Below are 18168 nucleotides of genomic sequence, written 5' to 3'. Positions count from 1 at the left end.
TGCACGTTCTGTGGAATGCCCCTGAGGGGCGACGATCCGAAGCTGGTCTGGGGTGAGGGCAAGGATCGCGACCCGTTCTGCAACGTCGAGTGCGAGGCGTCCGAGATCGTGGACAGAACGATCTCGGAGGCCGGCAACCGCCGCCGAAGGCACTGGAGGCGCCGCGTCGCAGCATGCTTGGCCTACCGCTAGCCCGTCCCGGTCTTACCGCCGGGGCGGGCTTCGTCGTTGCACATTCTGCAAGACCGCTTGACGCCCGGGGCTGTCAGTGCCCGCTCGTACAGTGGTGTCATCTATCCGCGCTCGCTGGCTGCGGCGCACTCGGACCCGCCCGTCGGACCCCGCCCGGGGACAGCGCCCGACGGGCGGGGCATACCCCTCGGAGACCCCATGGACGACCTCGCGCAGTTCCTCCGCGCCCGCCTCGACGAAGACGAGCAGACCGCGCGCCGCGCGGGCGACAGCTTCCGGCAGATCGGGAAGACCGGCGTCATCGTCTCCACGGAGGGCGACAGGGCCGAGGAGTGCGCCACCGCGAACTGGGCGGGCATTGCCGAGCACATCGTCCGCCACGACCCGGCCCGCGTCCTTGCCGAGGTCGACGCCAAGCGGCAGCTGATCGACTGGGTGCTCAGGTGGCCGATGCGCCCGCACGCCCCGTCCTCGGTGGACGGGATCCTGGAGCGCCTTGCCCTGCCGTATGCCGACCACGCCGACTACCGGGACGAGTGGCGGCCCTAGTCGCCCTCGGGCTCTGGGTTCCGCACCCGCTTCTTCAGCTCCGTCTCGACCTCGTACCGGGACTGCCCGGTCGCTTCGGCGTGTGCCGTGATGGCGGCCTGCACGGCGGCTGCCGTGTCGAAGGTGAGGACGCCGGCCTGGATCTCTGCCCAGGCGCGCGTCTCGAGCTGGATGAGTTCGTCGGTGAGTTCGATTGCCACGGCCGGATCCTAAGCTGCGAGCTCCTGCTCGACGCGCATCGCCTCGGCCCGCACGACGAGCAGCTGGTGATACTCGGCCTGGCGCTCGGCGGGCAGCGTGCCGCCAACCCACAGGTCGCGGATCGCCTGGTTCACCGCGGCTGCGGTGGGCTTCTCCTCCGGCATCGATGCCATGCGGCAAGGCTACGGGGCGGGTGTGACAGCGGACCCCCGAGCTTCGCTGTCGGTCACATATTCACACCCGGTGCGAACGGAACGTAGAAGTTTCCCTCGCACACCCGTTCCCAGGCATATGCCGGATGATGCATGCTCCGTAATGCGCGTCGGGCCCGGCACTACTGGGCGCCCCCGCCGACGCGCGCTACGCCGTGCCGCTCAGGCGGATCATCCACCGATCCATCGGGAGGACGAGATCAGCAGTCTCCACAGGGCGCCCAGATGTATCCAGTCGGGTCCGCACCAGCCTGTACGCCAGCACGTCCGAGACCAGGCCGAGGGCCGCAGCCTGGTCCTCGTCGAGCGGTGCGACGCTCAGCTCCACCACGTAGCTTGCGTGCGGTCGGCGCTGGCCCCGCCACCACGACGACACGAGCATGGCCGACCGGCCGCCCGGATCCAGGCACTCGACAGTCTCGTGCTGCAGGGTGGCCCCCACGGGTACGTCAAGGCGGGCGGCAAGCTCGGCATCGGCCCGCCGGGTCCGGGTGTCGGTCGTCTCGGATGAGTGGGGCCAGTCGGCATCCGCGTCCGTGAGGGTGCGCATAGCAGGAGGGTGCGCCACATAGACGCCCTTACGCTTCTCGCCCTCGAGGATTCCAGTCCGACGGAGAAGGGCATGAGCCAGTCGCATCGTCTGCGGGTGGACGTCGTACTCGACTGCCATCACTTCGCGGGACGGGAGCTTGTCGCCTATGGCCCACTCGCCGGCCTCGATGCGGGCGCGGATGTCAGCTGCGATGCGGCGGTAGCGCGCGTCGGCTGACATGGGACCCCTGGCGACGATCATGACGTGACGTCGCACAGTAAGAGGTACCGTGATGACTAGATATATCTAGGCCTCGGATGGCCGGAAGTCCGCCCTTGCGGCAACTGAAGAGTGAGAGTTCGGCAGTTCGGGTTCAAGTCCCGGGCGGCCGACGGGACCGCCTCCGCCGCTCGTACCCGCCTGCGATCGGAAGCGGCCCCAGCGACCATCCGTCTCCCAACGGCGGATGGGCGCACCGACGAGTGTCGCTCAGGGCGTGATTCCTGTACGAGGCATTCGTTGGCCATATGCCGGGACTGGGCCGCTGTAGTCGCCTCCAAGGGCGCGCGGTCCAGTCCCGGTTTGGCGTTTGTGGGGGCAAGTGGGAAACCGGTGGGAGTTGATCATGTCCGCAGAAGGGAATAGCCGTCTTGACGTGTCCCGCGCTACTTCGGGAAAGCGCCAGGTCAGAGCCATGGTGGGGGAGTGCATGCAGGTCGCGGCAGGGTGTCGTTACATGTACCCGGTCATCATGTGCATGTTGAGCGGGACGTCCCTGCCGCCCGCCGCCTTCCTGATGTCCGCCTTGAACTGCCTCATCGCGGGGCTGTCGGCCTCGAACGGCTGGAACTGCAGCAGCACATGGACCCCGTCGAGCGCCTGCCTCGTCGCGTCCTTCGTGAGCAGCCCGGGATCGTAGTCCGTCGGGTCGGAGAGCAGGCCCTTGTACCCGGACCGCTTGAGGGCGGTGAACAGGCCGATGTTGTACGGCGTCTGCATCACGGAGACGACGGCGTCGGGGGCCCCGCCTCCCGGGCCCGAGCGCAGGATCTCCTTGGTGTACGCCGACCAGTCGCTGGGCATCGAGGTCGCGGGCACCACGGCCTTCGCGTAAGGAACCTCGAAGCCCGCCGCCTTGAACCCCTGGGTGAACGTACGGATGCCGAACGTGCCGGCGTCGTTGTCACCCGCGATGAGCGCGACCGACTTGCCGCGCGCACCGCCGAGCACGGCGGCGAGGCCCTCGGGCCAGGTCTGGTTGAGCGTGCCGCCGGGGGTGGGGACGAGGCAGCCGTTGAAGCCGTAGATGTGCTGGGGGCCGCAGAACGAGGGGAGCGTGCCCCAGCCCACGGTGGGGACCTTCTGGCCGTCGAGGAAGTCGGCTCCGGCGAAGGTGACCGAGCTCATGGGGGAGACCGCGAAGACCTCGTCCTGCTGGACGAGCTTGCGGGCGGCGGCCAGGTTCCTGGCCGGGTCCTGGCCGTCGTCCTCGGCGCCCAGGTAGTCGATCCTCCGGCCGTTGATCCCGCCTTCGGCGTTGGCCCGGTCGTAGCGGGCCCTGGCGCCGAGGTCGGTGTCCTTCTTGGAGTAGCCGCTCGCGGTGGTCATGGAGACGATGCCGCCGACCTTGACCGCGTCGGCGGTGACTCCGCGTACGGAGGAACCGGGGGAGCCCGGCTTCCCCGGACTTCCCCCGGTGGAGGCGGAGTTGCAGGCTGTGGCCAGGAGCAGGGCCGCCGCAGCGGTGGCGAGGGTGCGGATCGGTCGCGGCACGTCGGTCGTCCCTCCGTCGGGTGACCGCATTCTGTGACTGGCCTGACGAACCGTCAATAACTGATGCAGCGTCAATTGACGATGCATCAGTTATTGACCCCGGTGGCCCTTGACCGCCGCCCGGTCAGCCGTACAGCGCCTCGACCTCCGCCGCGTACGCCTTCTCGATCGCCTTGCGCTTGAGCTTGAGCGAGGGCGTGAGCAGCCCCTGCTCCTCGCTGAACGGATGGGCCAGGATCCGGAAGGTCCGGATGGACTCCGCCTGCGAGACCAGGGTGTTGGCCGCCACCACGGCCCGCCGGATCTCCGTCTCCAGGGTCGGGTCGCGCACCAGGTCGGCCGCCGGCAGCGGCGCCCGCCCCTGCATCGCCAGCCAGTGGTCCACCGCCTCCTGATCCATCGTCACCAGCGCGGCGATGTACGGCCGGTCGTTGCCCACCACGATGCACTGGGCGATCAGCGGATGCGCCCGTACACGCTCCTCCAGGCCTGCGGGCGAGACGCTCTTGCCGCCGGAGGTCACCAGGATCTCCTTCTTGCGCCCGATGATCGTCAGGTAGCCGTCCTCGTCGAGCATCCCCAGGTCACCGGTGGCCAGCCAGCCGTCGTTCAGGACGGCCGAGGTGGCCTGCGGATTGTTGAGGTATCCCGAGAAGACCTGGCCGCCGTGCAGCCACACCTCCCCGTCCTCGGCGATGTGCACCGTGGTCCCCGGCACCGGTTGCCCGACCGTCCCGTACCTGACGCGCCCGGGCGGGTTCGCCGTCGCCGCCGCGGAGGACTCCGTCAGGCCGTACCCCTCGAACACCGTCACCCCGGCGCCCTCGAAGAAGAGGCCGAGGCGCCGGTCCATGCCCGAGCCACCCGACATCGCGTGCCGGACCCGCCCGCCCATGGCGTCGCGGACCTTTCCGTACACGACCTTCTCGAAGAACTGGTGCTGCATCCGGAGCCCGGCCGACGGGCCAGGGCCGATGCCGAACGCCTTGTGCTCCATCGCCTCCGCGTACTTCACCGCCACCTCGACGGCCTTGTCGAAGGGGCCCACCCTCCCGTCGCTCTCGGCCCTGCGGCGGGCGGCGTGGAAGATCTTCTCGAAGATGTAGGGCACGGCCAGGATGAAGGTCGGCCGGAAGGACGCCAGGTCCGGCAGGAGCGCGGACGCCGCCAGCACCGGCTGATGCCCCATCTTCACCCCGCTCTGCACCGCCGCGACCTCCACCATCCGCCCGAAGACATGGGCGAGGGGGAGGAAGAGCAGAGTCGAGGCCTCTCCCCCGGACTCCGTCCGGGAGTGACCCCATCCCGGCTTGGAGGCGAAGACCGGCTCCCAGCGGCCGACCAGCATGTCCGTCTCGAACATGAAGTTGGAGTGGGTGAGCACGCAGCCCTTGGGGCGGCCCGTGGTGCCCGAGGTGTAGATGATCGTGGCCACCGAGTCCGGCGTCACCGCGCGGCGGTGCCGCTGCACGACGTCCTCGTCGATCTCCGTACCCGCCGCCATCAGCTCGTCCACCGCGCCCGCGTCCAGCTGCCACAACCGCTGGAGCCGGGGCAGCCGGTCGACCACCGAACCGATCGTCATCGCGTGGTCCTCGTGCTCCACCACGCAGGCGGTGACCTCGGCGTCGTGCAGCATCCAGTAGACCTGATCGGCCGACGAGGTGGGGTAGATCGGCACCGACTGGGCGCCCAGTGTCCAGAGCGCGAAGTCGAACAGGGTCCATTCGTAGCGGGTCCTGGCCATGATGGCGACCCGGTCGGCGAACCGTACGCCGTGCGCGATCAGCCCCTTCGCGAGCGCGAGCACCTCGTCCCGGAACTGCGCCGAGGTCACGTCCCGCCACTGGCCCGAGGCGTCCTTACGGCCGAAGGCGACCCGGTCGGGCGTCTGCTCGGCGTGTTCGAACACGGCGTCCGCCAGACCGCCGACCTGAGGCGCCGCCTCGATGGGCGGCACGGTGAACTCGCGCAAAGACCTGCTCCTCGACCGCTCGTTGTCGCGCTCCGTACGGCGCGGGTGACGGTACCCCACCCGACTGGCGGGCGGGAGGGCCTTCACCAAGCCGGGACATTGGGTGTTGTCACAGGTCAGGGGAGGGAGAAGGGGCAAGTGGCGGGTGGCCGGGGACCGTTACTGACCGTGCGGTAAGTAGGGCGGTCGGGAATCTCCACGGAATCTGTACCGGCCGCTCACCCGCTCGCCCGGGGTTCAGGGGCCGAGAGGTCCGGCGGTCCGGTGCGGGCGGTGCAGCCGGTCGGCCCCCGCGAGGATCGCCGCGGCCAGGGCGTCGGCCGCCTCCCGCGCCTTCCCGGGGTGCCGCCCCTTGCGCAGGACGAAGTCGACGTCGCCCAGGCCCGGCAGCCCCGCGCGGGCCGGCAGCTGCGACAGACCCGGCGGAACCAGCCCACGGGTGTGCGCCATCACCCCGAGACCGGCCCGGGCCGCCGCGATGTTCGCGCTCAGACTGCTGCTCGTACACGCGATCCGCCAGGCCCGCCCCTGTGCCTCCAGGGCTTCCAGGGCCCGGGCGCGGGTGATGCCGGGCGGCGGGAAGACGATCAGCGGCACCGGACGGTCCGGGTCGAGTCGCAGCCGCGCCGAGCCGATCCAGATCAGCGAGTCCTGCCAGACCAGCTCGCCCGCGCTCTCCTGCGCGCGCCGCTTGGCGAGGATCAGGTCGAGCCGGCCCGCCTCCAGCCGGGCGTTGAGCGTCCCGGACAGCTCGACCGTCAGCTCCAGATCCACCTCCGGGTGCTCGCGCCGGAACGACTCCAGGATCTCGGGCAGCCGGGTCACCACGAAGTCCTCCGAGGCCCCGAAGCGCAGCCGCCCGCGCAGCCGGGTCCCGGTGAAGTAGGTGGCAGCCCGCTCATGGGCCTGGAGGATCGTCCGGGCGAAGCCCAGCATCGCCTCGCCGTCCTCCGTCAGCTCGACGCTGTGGGTGTCCCGCGCGAACAGCGGACGCCCGGTGGCGTCCTCGAGCCGCCGCACATGCTGGCTCACGGTCGACTGCCGCACCCCGAGCCGCCGGGCGGCCTGGGTGAAGCTCAGCGTCTGCGCCACGGCGAGAAAGGTGCGGAGCTGCGCGGGTTCGTACACGCCGTCCAGGATACGCACGGTCATCGCGATGCGTGATGACAGTCAGAGCGCTGTGCGGGATTCCCGATCGCCGAGCCGGGGAGCAGGATGGGGACGCACGATCCGTCGCCCGAGAGCAGTGGAGCACATGAGCCGCCGTACCACCCTCCTGCCGTCCCGGCTGCCGGTCGATCCGTACATCGCGGCTCTGCTCGCCACCGTCGGCATCGCGGCGCTGCTGCCCGCTTCCGGCGCGGCCGCGACGATCGCCGACGGGGCCTCGACGGCGGCCATCGCACTGCTCTTCTTCCTCTACGGCGCGCGGCTCTCCACACGCGAGGCGCTGGACGGGCTCAAACACTGGCGGCTCCACCTCACCGTCCTCGCGGCCACCTTCGCCGTCTTCCCGCTGCTCGGTCTGGCGGCGAAGGGGCTGGTCCCGGCCGTTCTCACGCCCTCGCTCCACAGCGGCCTGCTCTTCCTCTGCCTGGTGCCGTCCACCGTCCAGTCCTCGATCGCCTTCACCTCGATGGCCCGGGGCAACGTCCCGGCCGCGATCTGCGCGGGCTCCTTCTCCTCCCTGGCCGGCATCGTGCTCACTCCGCTGCTCGCCGCCGTCCTGCTCGGCGAGGGAGCGGGCGGATTCCCGGCCGACTCGCTCCTGAGGATCGTGCTCCAGCTCCTCGTGCCGTTCCTGGCCGGACAGGCGCTGCGGCGCTGGGTGGGCGGATTCGTCGTCCGGAGGAAGAAGGCGCTGGGGTACGTTGACCGGGGCTCGATCCTGCTCGTCGTCTACACGGCTTTCAGCCACGGCATGGTCGCCGGCATCTGGCACCAGGTCACCCCGGCGCGGCTCGGACTGCTGCTCGCCGTCGAGGCGGTGCTGCTCGCGGTGATGCTGACGCTGACCTGGTACGGCGCGAAGTGGCTCGGCTTCGACCGGGCGGACCGGATCGCGATCCAGTTCGCGGGCTCGAAGAAGAGCCTGGCGGCGGGGCTCCCGATGGCGAGCGTGCTGTTCGGAACGCAGGCATCCCTGGCGGTCCTGCCCCTGATGCTCTTCCACCAGATGCAGCTGATGGTCTGCGCTGTCATCGCCAGACGCCGCGCCAGGGACCCGGAACGGCCTCCGGAAGGCGGGACCCCGCTGCCCGAGCGGGCTCCGGAGGCCGCGACGGCCGCGAGGGGGTGAGGGGTGATGCCGGTGGGGAGGTCCGGCCGTCCGGTGGCACTGCCGTCGGGCGCCAGGGCGTCGGGCGGCGGGCGTCGAGCGCCAGGCCGTCGGGTGGCGGGCGTCGGGCGCCAGGGCGTCGGGCGGCGGGCGTCGGGAAGTCCTGCCGTCGGACGCCCCGCCGTGCGCGTTGGCGGGATCACGTCCCCGTCCCCACCGCGATGATCATCCCGCCCGCTACCGTGCTCCCATGCCCGCACTCGATCCCGGCCGCACCGCGCTCGTCCTCGTCGACCTGATGGAACGCATCGTCGCGCTGCCGCTCGCCCCTCGTCCCGGAACCGATGTCGTCGCCGCCGCGGACCGACTCGCCGACACCTTCCGGGTCGTCGGCGCACCCGTCGTCCACATCAGGGTCGAGCGCCCGAACGTCGATACCCAGCCGCCCGGCAGCGACCTCGTCACCTCTCTCGTCCGCGACGGTGACCACGTCGTCGTCAAGCGGACCGTCGGCGGATTCCAGAACACCGGCCTCCACGAACTCCTCGCCGCGCACGACGTCACCACGGTCGTGCTCGCCGGCATCGCCACCAACCTCGGCGTCGAGTCCACCGCCCGCGCCGCCTGCGACCTCGGCTACGAACCGGTCTTCGCCGAGGACGCCATGACCGCCCTCACCGCCGACGAGCACCACGCCTCGGTGACCCTGGACTTCCCGCGCCTCGGCACCGTCGCCGCCGTCGACACGATCACCCTGGACGGACCCGAGTGACCCGCGTTCCGATACGCTACGGCGCCCGCCCCTGCTCCCTGGTCGTCTGCCGCGGCTGCTGCTGCGGCGACGCGGGCAAGAACCCGGGCGTCGACCACGAGGGCCAGCTCGCCCGGCTCCGCGAGGCCGCGGCGCGATCCGGCGGCCGGCTGTCCGTCCGTACGAGCGACTGCCTCGGCCCCTGCGCACAGGCTGACATCGTCGTGGTCCAGCCCTCCACCGAAGGCCGCCGCCGCGGCGGACGCGCCGCCTGGATCGGGTTCACGGCGGACGACGACTGCCTCGACGACATCCTCGCCTGGACGGCCGCGGGTGGCCCCGGCATCGCCGAACCCCCGGCGACCCTCACGCTCCAGATGATCGACCCGCCGACCGGGACGACCAGCACCCGGGCGGGACGCCGCGCCCGGTAGGGCGTCGAGGGGTGCCGGACCGGCCGGCGCGGGGGGCCCTCCCCGCCGGCCGACGGCCCGGGCAGCGCGCGGAGCCGTCAGCCCCGGCCGGCCGCCGCCCCGAGGACGATCCGGTGCTCGCCCGCGTACACGTTCATGTCCTGGCCGCGCAGGAAGCCGACCAGCGTGAGACCGGTCTCCGCGGCCAGGTCCACCGCCAGCGAGGACGGCGCCGAGACCGCCGCGAGCACCGGGATGCCCGCCATGACCGCCTTCTGCGCCAGCTCGAACGACGCCCGCCCGGAGACCAGCAGCACCGCCCGCTCCAGCGGCAGCCGCCCGTCGCTCAGCGCCCGGCCCACGAGCTTGTCCACCGCGTTGTGGCGCCCCACGTCCTCCCGTACGTCGAGCAGCTCGCCGTCCTCCGAGAACAGCGCCGCCGCGTGCAGGCCGCCGGTCCGGTCGAAGACCCGCTGCGCCGCCCTCAGCCGGTCGGGGAGGCGGGCGAGCAGCTCCGGCGTGAGCCGGACCGGGGGAGTGTCGGCGATGGGGAAGCGTGCCGTGGTCCGGACGGCGTCCAGGCTGGCCTTGCCGCACAGCCCGCACGACGACGTCGTGTAGACGTTCCGCTCCAGGGTGATGTCCGGGACGGGGACACCGGGCGCCAGCTGCACGTCCACCACGTTGTACGTGTTCGTGCCGTCGTCCTTGGCGCCCGCGCAGTACACGATGTTCCGTACGTCGGAGGCACCGCCGAGGACACCCTCGCTGACCAGGAAACCGGCGGCGAGCGCGAAGTCGTCGCCGGGCGTGCGCATCGTGACGGCCAGCGGCCGGCCGTTCAGCCGGATCTCCAGCGGCTCCTCGGCCACCAGCGTGTCCGGGCGTTCGTTGACGGCCGTGCCCCGGATCCGGATGACGCGCCGTCGTTCGGTGACCCGTCCCATGTGGTTACACCCGATTCTCTACGTGCTGGAAGCCGAAGCGGCCCTTGATACAGAGGTTGCCATGGGGCGCCGGGTCGTCGTGCGGGGAGGCGACCTCGCCGATCGCACCGGCGCCGAGGACCGCGACCTTCGCACCCGGATCTCCGGGTGCGTGGCGACGGAATATCGTCCGCGGTACGGGGTCGGGGTCGGCAGGGCCGGGAGGCTGCTCCTTCCCTGCCGTTGTCACGGTCGGGAGGCTGCTCCTCCCTGCCGTTGTCACGGTCGGGAGGCTGCTCCTCCCTGGCGTTGTCACGGTCGGGAGGCTGCTCCTCCCTGGCGTTGTCACGGTCTCCCAACAGGTGCGGGCGAATCTTGGTGGTTTACGTGCCCGGTTACCGATCGGTCGCTGGCAAGACTGGGTGGTCCTGCTTCCGCTTGAACCGCGCAAGCGCACCATGCGTCACCTGAACCAAGGGGGTCCCGGGCATGACGGGCACTCGTATCGCCGCGCTCGGGCACTACCAGCCCGCCAAGGTCCTGACCAACGCGGACCTGGCCAAGATCGTCGACACCAGCGACGAGTGGATCAGCAGCCGCGTCGGCATCAGGACGCGTCACATGGCGGGCCCCGACGAACCGGTCGACGAACTCGCCGCCCACGCCGCGGGCAAGGCGCTCGCCGCGGCCGGTCTCGGCCCCGACGACATCGACCTGGTCCTCGTCGCCACCTCCACGGCGATCGACCGCTCGCCCAACACCGCGGCCCGTGTCGCCGCCCGGCTCGGCATGGGCTCGCCCGCCACCATGGACCTCAACGTGGTCTGCGCGGGCTTCACCCACGCCCTCGCCACCGCCGACCACGCCATCCGTGCGGGCGGCGCCCGGCGCGCCCTGGTCATCGGCGCCGACAAGATGACCGAGATCGCCGACTGGACCGACCGCACCACCTGCGTGCTCGTCGGCGACGGCGCGGGCGCGGCGGTGGTCGAGGCCGTGGAGGACGGCGCAGAGCCCGGCATCGGGCCCGTGCTCTGGGGTTCCGTGCCGGAGATGGGCCACGCCGTCCGTATCGAGGGCACCCCGCCGCGGTTCGCGCAGGAGGGCCAGACCGTCTACCGCTGGGCCACCCAGCAGCTGCCCGCCCTCGCCCGCCAGGTGTGCGAGCGGTCCGGGCTCGCGCCGGAGGAACTCGCCGGCGTCGTGCTGCACCAGGCCAACCTGCGGATCATCGAGCCGCTCGCCGCGAAGATCGGCGCGGTCAACGCGGTCGTCGCCCGTGACGTGGTCGATTCGGGCAACACCTCGGCCGCCTCGATCCCGCTGGCGCTCTCCAAGCTGGTCGAGCGCGGGGAGCTCCCGTCGGGCGCGCCCACCCTGCTCTTCGGCTTCGGCGGCAACCTCTCGTACGCGGGGCAGGTCGTCCGCCTTCCGTAGCCCGCTTTTCGCCTACGGCGTACGAGGGGGCCGCGATGTCCGCAGGACTGCCGCAGGGGGCCGTGCCCGGGCCGGAGCGCCCGACCCGGCCGCGCGACCGGGTCGACGAGGCGCTGCTCGAACTGGTCACGACCCGCGCCCCGCGTCCCGGCAGTATCTGGTCGAGAGCGAACGGGTCGGACACCTCGGGTTCTCCCGTCAGCCGGTCTCGTGGACGAAGGCTCCCTCTGCGGGCCGGAGGGCGACCCGGCCTCCGGTTTCAGCCGCTGGAGTGCCTCGCGCGACCGACGGGGAGGCCGGCCAACCGCTCTCCGTGCGTACGCTCCTGGAGGCGGAGACCACCCGGCCCGCCGCCGTGAACTCCGGCTCGGCCGGGATCGCCGCCCTGGAGGAACTCTGCGCGAAGGACGAGCGGGGCCGTGGCCCCGTTCGGCGGAGCCCGGTGGCGGCGCGCCCGGGGCCGCCCTAGCTTCGGACGGGGCGAGGGACATCACCCGCCGTACGCGGCAACGGGCCGCCGGGCGTTCCTCGTGTGATCTGGAGGATCGCCATGCGCGCGATACGTGTTGCCTCCGCGGCCCTGCTCGCCACGGCCGCCCTGTCGCTCGGGGCGCCGACGGCAGCCCTGGCCGACGAGGGGGAAGGAAGCGACATGCCGCCGAGCGTGGGCGCGCAGGTCGGCGGTGCGGAGGGCGACCCGACGGACGCCGACGGCGCTCAGGTGGACCCCGTGGACCCGGTCGACCCCCTGGGGGTCGGCGCGTCCGGCGACGCCGTCCCGACGACCGACGGCACCGCGAGCGACGTCACGTCCTTCGGCTTCTCCGTCACGCCCGCGACCGTCGCCCCCGGCGGCTCGGTCACCCTCACGTCCGACGGCTGCGAAGCTCCTTCCGTGGCCGTCTCCTCCGGTGTCTTCGACACCGTCACGCTCACCGAGGGCCGGGCGGGCACCGCCACCATCGACGTCGAGGCCAAGATCGCCGCGGAGTACCAGGTGACCTTCGACTGCAAGGGAGAGAAGGGCACCACCCCTCTCGTCATCGCCGCCGATTCCAGCGGTCACTCCACGGGCGGCCATGACACCGGCGCGCACAAGGGCGTCAAGGCCGGCTTCGGCGGCGGCGCCGGAGAGCTCGGCGCCACGGAGGTGGTCATCGGCACGGCGCTGATCGCGGGCGCGCTGGGCGGCGGCGGTGTGCTCCTGACCCGCCGTCGCGGAGCCGACGACCTCGCCTGATACGGCTCCTTCCGCCCCGGGGTGACGAGGTCCGGGGCGGGGGAGCGCCGTCTACGTACACCGGGAGTGCGGATCGTGCACGGGTCGAGCGGACTGTCCAGGCGCGGCGCCTGGGGCGTCGTCGCCGTCGTCCTGCTCGTGGGCGTCCATCTGGTCCGGGGCGGTACGGAGGAGTGGCGCGCCGGGCGCCCCCCGCAGCCGCTCGCCGCCGCGGCCCCGGAGCACGCCGCCGCCCTCGCTCCCGCGCCGGGTCCCGGCGCACTCTCCGCCTCCCGTCCCCTGCGCGTCCGCGTGCCCGGTGTCCGTATCGACGCGCGCGTGACGCCGGTCGGACTCGACACCGAGGGCTGGATCGACACGCCGCCCGGGCACGAGACCAACCTCGCCGGCTGGTTCACGGGCGCCGTCACCCCCGGCGAGAAGGGCACGGCGGTCGTCGTCGGCCATGTCGACACCCCGGAAGGACCGGGCGTCTTCTACGAGCTGGGAGCGCTGGCCAAGGGCCAACGCGTCGAGATCGCCCGCCAGGACGGCCGGACCGCCGTGTTCTCCGTGTACGGGATCGAAGTCGTCCCGAAGGAGCGCTTCCCGGCCGAGCGGATCTACCGGGGTGGTGCCCACCCCGAGCTGCGCCTCCTCACCTGCGGCGGCGGCTTCTCCCGGCAGAAGGGGTACGACGGCAACGTCGTCGTCTCCGCCCGCCTCGTCGAGGTCCGCTGACCCCTGCGCCGGAAGGGGCGCCCGCGCGGCGCCTTCGTGGGCGGCGAGTCGCTCGTCGAGGCCGTCACCGAAGCCCGATGGCGAGCGGCTCCCCGGCGACTTCCCCGACCGTCATCTGATGCCCCGGCCGCCGCCCGATCACCCGATTCCCTGGCGGTCGCCCTCCAGCGCGAACGCGCGGTCGGCTGCCTCCGGCGCCGTACGCTCCACCAGCTGAGTCAACAGCGTGCGGTGCCGGACCAGCGGATCCCGGCGCCCGTCCGGCACCAGCGAGAGCAGATCGTCGATCCCCGCCAGCATGCGTCGCGACACCTGGGGACTGCCCGGCGCGCAGCCCCGGATCTCGGTGAGACCGAGATCGACCAGATCCGTCCAGTCCGGTACGTCCTGCACCAGCCGGATCGTGCCCTTACGGTCGCGGTGGTGGACGGCGCCCAGCGGCCGGTCCGCCACCGCCGCCAGGATCTGGGTGATCCGGTCGAGACACTGCACCGCCGTCGTCGGGTCGTTGACGGCGGGGGAGAGGGCCCGCAGCCCGATGTCAGCGAGCTGCCGGAGGCCGAAGCCGAGGTCCTGGTGGAACGTCCGCTCGACCCCGATCGAGACGGCCGCCCCGATCCGGCGGGGCACCGTTCCGCCGTGCACGGCCAGGATCGGCGTCCCCGGCACCACGAAGTCCCCGATCCGCGGCAGCACGCGCAGCACCACGCCGTGACGCTCGGCGATGCGCACGAGCAGCGCGACGTTCACATCCCGCAGCACCCCGGCGCGCCCCCGGTGCGGGACGTGGACGGTCGCCTCGCCGAGGTCGGCGAGTTCACCCACGTGCCACGGTTGTTTGGCGAGGACGCCGAACGACTCCCGGGTGATCAGGTCCACCACGTGCCCCACCCGCATCAGCCGCAGCGTCGAGTTCACGTACGCCACGAAGAGCAGCAGGCTCAGCGCGACCATGAGCAGGGTCAGCAGCGATGACACGAGCGGCACGGTCGACACGTACCGCGGATCGGTCTCGCTGTCGTAGGAGGTGAGCACGAGCAGCGAGAGCGCGAACGTCGCCAGGAAGACGGAGAAGGCCGCCTTGGTGATGCGGCTCCGGATGAAGATCCGGACGATCCGGGGGCTGAACTGGCCGCTGGCCATCTGGACGGCCACCAGCGAGATGGAGAAGACGACACCGATGAAGGTCATCATCGCGGAGCTGATCGTCGTCACGATCGTCTGGGCGTCCTGGACGATCCCGATCAGCTCGCTGACCTCGGCGTACGCCCGCTCCTCCTGCAGGAACCCGATGATGGCGGAGTCCACGGCGGAGGCGATCAGCCACAGCACGAAGATGCCGACCAGCGCGACGACCGGGGCGAACCAGAAGGTGTCCCGCAGATGCTCCCGCATGGGCGACAGCATCCGGGGCCTGCGGTACGTGGTCCCGCGGCGGGGCGCCTCGCCGTCTTCGAAGAGGTTGCTCACCCAGCGCAGGCTAGGCGGCCGGGACGGCGACTCCCCGTATGCGTACCACGACACTCTGTGCGTCGATCCGACGCGCCCGTGCCGATCAAGGACCCCAAGGCCGCCGCACCTCACTGACCACGGGAAACGTGGGTGAAAGGCACCTGAAACCCCTGGTAGAGTTATCCATGTCGCCGCGGGGAACACCCCGAGACGACACAACACCTGGTCCGGGTGGCGGAATGGCAGACGCGCTAGCTTGAGGTGCTAGTGCCCTTTATCGGGCGTGGGGGTTCAAGTCCCCCCTCGGACACACATCGGAGACGGCCCCAGTTCAACTGGGGCCGTTTCCGCGTTTCCGCCCTGAGGAGCGTCCCGGCCCAGACCCGACCCGGTCCCGAGACCGGGAGCGTCCGTTCCTGGAGGCGACGCCGACCGTCTGGGGCCGACGGCCGGCTCACGCCCTGCCACGGCACCGGCTACGACTGCCACGGCACCGGCTACGCCTTCCGTGCCATCACCAGCCGGCACCTCGGGCTGCCGTCCTCCTGGCGGCCCAGGGTCTCCAGTGCCTGTGTCTCCACCGTGAAGCCCGCTCGCGTCAGGCGGTCCCGGACGTCCGCGAGGCGGAACGTGCGGTAGTACATGACGAAGGGGGGCCGCCACAGCGCGTTCCGTACGCGCATGGCCGCGTCGAAGCCCAGCAGCGTCCAGTACGGGAGTGAGCCGACGCGGGGCGGTGCCGGGAGGGGGAAGGCGAGAAGGCCGCCCGGGCGGAGGGACGCGTGGGCCTGGCGGAAGAGGGTGAGCTGGTCCTTCGGGACGAAGTGGCCGAAGGCGCCGAAGCTGACCGCCAGGTCGAACGCGGGCGTGAAGGGGAGCGAGAGCACGTCCGCGCGGATCAGGGTGGCCTTGGGGTGCGCCCGGTTGGCCTCCGTCAGCATGCCCGCGCTGAAGTCGACGCCGGTGACCCGGCCGCCCGCGCACAGCGATCGCAGGACGGAGAGACCCGCGCCCGTGCCGCAGCAGAGGTCGAGGCCCGCGTCGAAGGGGCCGAGGGGGCGCAGCGCGTCCGTCACCGCCGAGAGCACCGGGTCCGGCGTGCGGAACGGCGTCGCGTCGAACTTCGTCGCCAGCAGGTCGTAGCCGTGCTCCACCGAGGAGAGGGCCTGGACGGTCAGCTCACGGACGGTCGGGCCCTGAGGGGTGAACATGCCCCGACACTACGCCGTCCTCCGCCGTGTGCAGGGCGGTCCAGGAGGGCGCGATCCCGGTCAGCTGGCAGGTCAGCAGATACAGGGGGATGGGCGGGGTGTACGGAGAGGTGCCGTCGGGGTGGTGGATCAGACGGGCGCGGCGGTCGGGGACCTCCGCGCCGGGGGCGTAGCAGGACGGCAGCGGCCAGCTCACGTCCAGGTCGGAGCCGGTCGGGACCAGCCACCACCACCAGTCCGTGTCCGCGTAGACACAGCCCTTGGCGGGGAGCCGGGACAGGATCCGGAAGCCGTAGCGCGCCGGCACGCCCACCGCGTCGCAGCCCAGCGTCGTACGGAATTCCCGCGGGACCACCAGGCGCGTCGACGCCGCCGTGCCGAGCGCCGCGTCGATGGACGAGCCGGCCGAGGAGCCGGCCGATGAGCCGGTCGTCTCCGAGGTCCGGCGTGATCTCGGCGTCAGAAGGGTCGCCATCGACCTCAGCACGTGTACCCCATGCCGTGGGCCAGCTCGGCCCAGACGATCCGTGCCGTGCCGTGCCCCGTGCTGTCGGCCCCCCATGCGTGGGACAGCGCCTCCACGAGCACCAGTCCGCGGCCGCGCTCCTCTTCGCCGCAGTCCCGGATCCGGGGGTCTCCCAGGCCGCCCTCGTCCCGTACCGCTATGCGCAACTGCTCTTCCCCTTCGCGCAGTTCACAGACCACTTGGCTGCTCGCGGTGTGCACGACCGCGTTGGTGACCAGCTCGGAGACGATCAGCGTCACCGTTTCACGTATGTCGGGGGCGCATCCCCAGAGGATGAGCCGCTCCTCCGCCAGTCTGCGGGCGCGCGAGACGGATTCCGTGCGGGCGGGCAGTTCGAAGGCGAACCGTCGGACGTCGTGACGGAGAGCATCGGTGCGTGGGCGCTGCTGCATGACGCGGGGGCCCATAAGGCCTGAGGGAAGCGCGTTACCAGAAGCCACGACCGGTTCCTCACAACAGTGGGTAAGCAGCGCCGCGATCCGCCTCCCCCGAGGCGGGCGCGCGGCAGCAGCGCGTACTGGTTCACCGGAATACTTTGCTCCCGATGCGGACACTTGGCAAGGGGCACTCTGGAAATTGCAGAGTGCGGTGTTCTCTCTGGCCGTGTTCGTGGCACACTCAGGCGAAACAGCGCGTCGGGGAGGTCTGAGAGTGAGCGAGCCGCGGTCCGCCCCCACGGTGGGACAGGTCGTTCTCGGCAAGCGTCTGCAGGATCTGCGCGAGCGGGCCGGCCTGAAGCGCGAGGAGGCCGCGAGGATCCTCCGTGTCGCCCCGGCCACCATCCGCCGCATGGAGACCGCGGAAGTCGCGCTGAAGATCCCGTACGTACAGCTCCTGCTGAAGGCGTACGGCATCACGGACTCCGAGGCCGAGGCGTTCGTCGCCCTCACCGAGGAGGCCAACCTTCCCGGCTGGTGGCAGCGGTTCCACGACGTGCTGCCCGGCTGGTTCTCCATGTACGTCAGCCTGGAGGGGGCCGCGAGCCTCATCCGGGAGTACGAGCCCCAGTTCGTCCCCGGTCTGCTGCAGACCGAGGGGTACGCCCGCGCCATTCTGCGCAGCGGGGCGGTCGGCGGCAGCAACGCCGAGGAGATCGAACGCCATGTAGCCCTGCGGATGGAGCGTCAGTCCCTGCTGACCAGGGAGGACGCCCCGAAGTTCTGGGTGATCATGGACGAGACGGTCTTCCGCCGACCGGTCGGCGACGGGCCCGAAGCGATGCGCGACCAGCTCGACCGGCTGCTCGAAGCGTCCGAGCTGCCGAACGTCACCCTGCAGATCGCGGAGTTCTCGTCCGGCCATCACCCCGGCACCTACGGACCGTTCGTCCTCTTCCGCTTCGCCGTGCCCGAACTCCCGGACATGGTCTACAGCGAGTACCTCACGGGCGCCGTCTACCTCGACGCGCGCCCGGAGGTGGCCTCCCATCTCGAGGTCATGGACCGAATGGCGGCCCAGGCCGCGACTGCGCAACGTACGAAGGAGATCCTCCGGGGTCTCCGCAAGGAGCTGTGAATGGATCGCATATACAACGGCATGCCCGCCGCGGATCTCGGTGCCGAGGGATGGCACAAGCCGTGGAGCGGCGGCAACGGGGGCAACTGCGTGGAGGCCATGAAGCTGGCCGACGGCAGGGTCGCCGTGCGACAGTCCGCAGACCCTGAGGGACCCGCGCTCATCTACACCCACGGCGAGATCGCCGCGTTCATCCAGGGGGCGAAATCCGGTCAGGCCGACTTTCTGCTCACCTGACCCCTTCCGTCGTCCCCCTACCGTCGCG

General features: G+C 71.4%; 19 protein-coding genes, 1 tRNA gene and 5 pseudogenes. 12 read left to right on the top strand and 13 right to left on the bottom strand.

Going from position 1 to position 18168, the window contains the following annotated elements; all coding sequences use genetic code 11:
- Positions 1 to 390 precede the first annotated feature (390 nt).
- A complete protein-coding gene (locus ACFUJR_RS14655; protein WP_383166422.1) occupies positions 391 to 741 on the top strand; it encodes a DUF6221 family protein in 351 nt (116 codons plus the stop codon).
- Here ACFUJR_RS14655 and ACFUJR_RS14650 read toward each other — a convergent pair.
- The 6 genes and pseudogenes from ACFUJR_RS14650 to ACFUJR_RS14625 all read right to left on the bottom strand — a co-directional run bounded on the left by ACFUJR_RS14650 (position 738) and on the right by ACFUJR_RS14625 (position 6586).
- Entirely contained in the window at positions 738 to 941 is a 204-nt protein-coding gene (locus ACFUJR_RS14650; protein WP_383166425.1) for a hypothetical protein, read from the bottom strand. The two genes, ACFUJR_RS14655 and ACFUJR_RS14650, sit on opposite strands and share 4 nt — an antisense overlap.
- Positions 942 to 950: 9 nt before the next feature.
- Positions 951 to 1115: a hypothetical protein gene (locus ACFUJR_RS14645; protein WP_383166428.1), complete on the bottom strand. Its 165-nt coding sequence runs from the start codon at positions 1113 to 1115 to the stop codon at positions 951 to 953.
- A 187-nt stretch (positions 1116 to 1302) separates the two neighbouring features.
- Positions 1303 to 1926 carry a GntR family transcriptional regulator gene (locus ACFUJR_RS14640; protein ID WP_383450420.1) on the bottom strand — a complete coding sequence of 208 codons (624 nt, stop codon included), beginning with the start codon at positions 1924 to 1926 and terminating at the stop codon, positions 1303 to 1305.
- Between the two features lie 495 nt (positions 1927 to 2421).
- Positions 2422 to 3489: pseudogene (locus ACFUJR_RS14635) on the bottom strand (ABC transporter substrate-binding protein); the annotation flags it as partial.
- A gap of 94 nt (positions 3490 to 3583) precedes the next feature.
- Positions 3584 to 5434, bottom strand: a complete 1851-nt coding sequence (locus ACFUJR_RS14630) for an AMP-dependent synthetase/ligase (RefSeq protein WP_383166434.1) — start codon at positions 5432 to 5434, stop codon at positions 3584 to 3586.
- A 237-nt stretch (positions 5435 to 5671) separates the two neighbouring features.
- Positions 5672 to 6586: a LysR substrate-binding domain-containing protein gene (locus tag ACFUJR_RS14625; RefSeq protein WP_383166437.1), complete on the bottom strand. Its 915-nt coding sequence runs from the start codon at positions 6584 to 6586 to the stop codon at positions 5672 to 5674.
- A gap of 103 nt (positions 6587 to 6689) precedes the next feature.
- Between ACFUJR_RS14625 and ACFUJR_RS14620 the strand changes: the two genes are divergently transcribed.
- The 3 genes from ACFUJR_RS14620 to ACFUJR_RS14610 all read left to right on the top strand — a co-directional run bounded on the left by ACFUJR_RS14620 (position 6690) and on the right by ACFUJR_RS14610 (position 8897).
- Positions 6690 to 7733 (top strand): bile acid:sodium symporter family protein, encoded by a 1044-nt coding sequence (locus ACFUJR_RS14620; protein ID WP_383166440.1) that lies wholly within the window; start codon positions 6690 to 6692, stop codon positions 7731 to 7733.
- 229 nt (positions 7734 to 7962) lie between these two features.
- Positions 7963 to 8484, top strand: a complete 522-nt coding sequence (locus ACFUJR_RS14615) for an isochorismatase family protein (protein WP_383166443.1) — start codon at positions 7963 to 7965, stop codon at positions 8482 to 8484.
- Complete coding sequence (locus ACFUJR_RS14610; RefSeq protein ID WP_383450417.1) at positions 8481 to 8897, top strand: (2Fe-2S) ferredoxin domain-containing protein; 417 nt, start codon at positions 8481 to 8483, stop codon at positions 8895 to 8897. The genes ACFUJR_RS14615 and ACFUJR_RS14610 overlap by 4 nt, the downstream gene beginning before the upstream one ends.
- 77 nt (positions 8898 to 8974) lie before the next feature.
- Here ACFUJR_RS14610 and fdhD read toward each other — a convergent pair whose 3' ends face one another.
- Together fdhD and ACFUJR_RS14600 are read right to left on the bottom strand one after the other, a co-directional pair.
- The gene (fdhD, locus tag ACFUJR_RS14605; protein WP_383166448.1) at positions 8975 to 9823 is read right to left on the bottom strand and encodes a formate dehydrogenase accessory sulfurtransferase FdhD; all 849 of its coding nucleotides are present in this window, start codon (positions 9821 to 9823) and stop codon (positions 8975 to 8977) included.
- 4 nt (positions 9824 to 9827) lie between these two features.
- A pseudogene (locus tag ACFUJR_RS14600) lies at positions 9828 to 9926 on the bottom strand (Fe-S-binding domain-containing protein); the annotation flags it as partial.
- A gap of 365 nt (positions 9927 to 10291) precedes the next feature.
- On the opposite strand from ACFUJR_RS14600, the gene ACFUJR_RS14595 reads away from it, so the two are divergent.
- Both ACFUJR_RS14595 and ACFUJR_RS14590 read left to right on the top strand, forming a co-directional pair.
- Complete coding sequence (locus tag ACFUJR_RS14595; protein WP_383166451.1) at positions 10292 to 11239, top strand: beta-ketoacyl-ACP synthase III; 948 nt, start codon at positions 10292 to 10294, stop codon at positions 11237 to 11239.
- Between the two features lie 35 nt (positions 11240 to 11274).
- Positions 11275 to 11447 (top strand): annotated as a pseudogene (locus tag ACFUJR_RS14590) (GntR family transcriptional regulator); the annotation flags it as partial.
- Here the strand turns inward: ACFUJR_RS14590 and ACFUJR_RS14585 are convergent.
- Positions 11447 to 11520 (bottom strand): annotated as a pseudogene (locus ACFUJR_RS14585) (GntR family transcriptional regulator); the annotation flags it as partial. The pseudogenes ACFUJR_RS14590 and ACFUJR_RS14585 sit on opposite strands and share 1 nt — an antisense overlap.
- A 2-nt stretch (positions 11521 to 11522) precedes the next feature.
- Here ACFUJR_RS14585 and ACFUJR_RS14580 point away from each other — a divergent pair.
- From ACFUJR_RS14580 to ACFUJR_RS14570, 3 genes and pseudogenes are all read left to right on the top strand, one after another.
- Positions 11523 to 11654, top strand: a pseudogene (locus tag ACFUJR_RS14580) (GntR family transcriptional regulator); the annotation flags it as partial.
- A gap of 135 nt (positions 11655 to 11789) precedes the next feature.
- A complete protein-coding gene (locus ACFUJR_RS14575) occupies positions 11790 to 12479 on the top strand; it encodes a hypothetical protein (protein ID WP_383166454.1) in 690 nt (229 codons plus the stop codon).
- A 75-nt stretch (positions 12480 to 12554) separates the two neighbouring features.
- Complete coding sequence (locus ACFUJR_RS14570) at positions 12555 to 13199, top strand: class F sortase (protein ID WP_383166457.1); 645 nt, start codon at positions 12555 to 12557, stop codon at positions 13197 to 13199.
- Between the two features lie 138 nt (positions 13200 to 13337).
- On the opposite strand, the gene ACFUJR_RS14565 is transcribed toward ACFUJR_RS14570, so the two are convergent.
- Entirely contained in the window at positions 13338 to 14606 is a 1269-nt protein-coding gene (locus tag ACFUJR_RS14565; RefSeq protein ID WP_383166476.1) for a DUF2254 domain-containing protein, read from the bottom strand.
- A gap of 270 nt (positions 14607 to 14876) precedes the next feature.
- Between ACFUJR_RS14565 and ACFUJR_RS14560 the strand changes: the two genes are divergently transcribed.
- Positions 14877 to 14961, top strand: a tRNA-Leu gene (locus tag ACFUJR_RS14560).
- Between the two features lie 187 nt (positions 14962 to 15148).
- Here the strand turns inward: ACFUJR_RS14560 and ACFUJR_RS14555 are convergent.
- The 3 genes from ACFUJR_RS14555 to ACFUJR_RS14545 are packed head-to-tail and all read right to left on the bottom strand — an operon-like array spanning position 15149 to position 16780.
- Positions 15149 to 15862 carry a class I SAM-dependent methyltransferase gene (locus ACFUJR_RS14555; protein ID WP_383166460.1) on the bottom strand — a complete coding sequence of 238 codons (714 nt, stop codon included), beginning with the start codon at positions 15860 to 15862 and terminating at the stop codon, positions 15149 to 15151.
- Positions 15831 to 16337 carry a hypothetical protein gene (locus tag ACFUJR_RS14550; RefSeq protein WP_383166463.1) on the bottom strand — a complete coding sequence of 169 codons (507 nt, stop codon included), beginning with the start codon at positions 16335 to 16337 and terminating at the stop codon, positions 15831 to 15833. The genes ACFUJR_RS14555 and ACFUJR_RS14550 overlap by 32 nt, the downstream gene beginning before the upstream one ends.
- A 5-nt stretch (positions 16338 to 16342) precedes the next feature.
- Complete coding sequence (locus ACFUJR_RS14545) at positions 16343 to 16780, bottom strand: ATP-binding protein (protein ID WP_352188171.1); 438 nt, start codon at positions 16778 to 16780, stop codon at positions 16343 to 16345.
- A 259-nt stretch (positions 16781 to 17039) separates the two neighbouring features.
- Here ACFUJR_RS14545 and ACFUJR_RS14540 point away from each other — a divergent pair, with 259 nt between their 5' ends.
- Positions 17040 to 17903 (top strand): helix-turn-helix domain-containing protein, encoded by an 864-nt coding sequence (locus tag ACFUJR_RS14540; protein WP_383166466.1) that lies wholly within the window; start codon positions 17040 to 17042, stop codon positions 17901 to 17903.
- Entirely contained in the window at positions 17904 to 18140 is a 237-nt protein-coding gene (locus ACFUJR_RS14535) for a DUF397 domain-containing protein (protein WP_137992288.1), read from the top strand.
- Positions 18141 to 18168: the final 28 nt, after the last annotated feature.

Origin of the sequence: Streptomyces sp. NPDC057271, assembly GCF_042668715.1 — a bacterium.
Classification (GTDB): Bacteria; Actinomycetota; Actinomycetes; order Streptomycetales; family Streptomycetaceae; genus Streptomyces.
The sequence above is the reverse complement of the archived record's forward strand: the minus strand, read 5'-3'. Positions and strand labels throughout refer to the sequence as shown.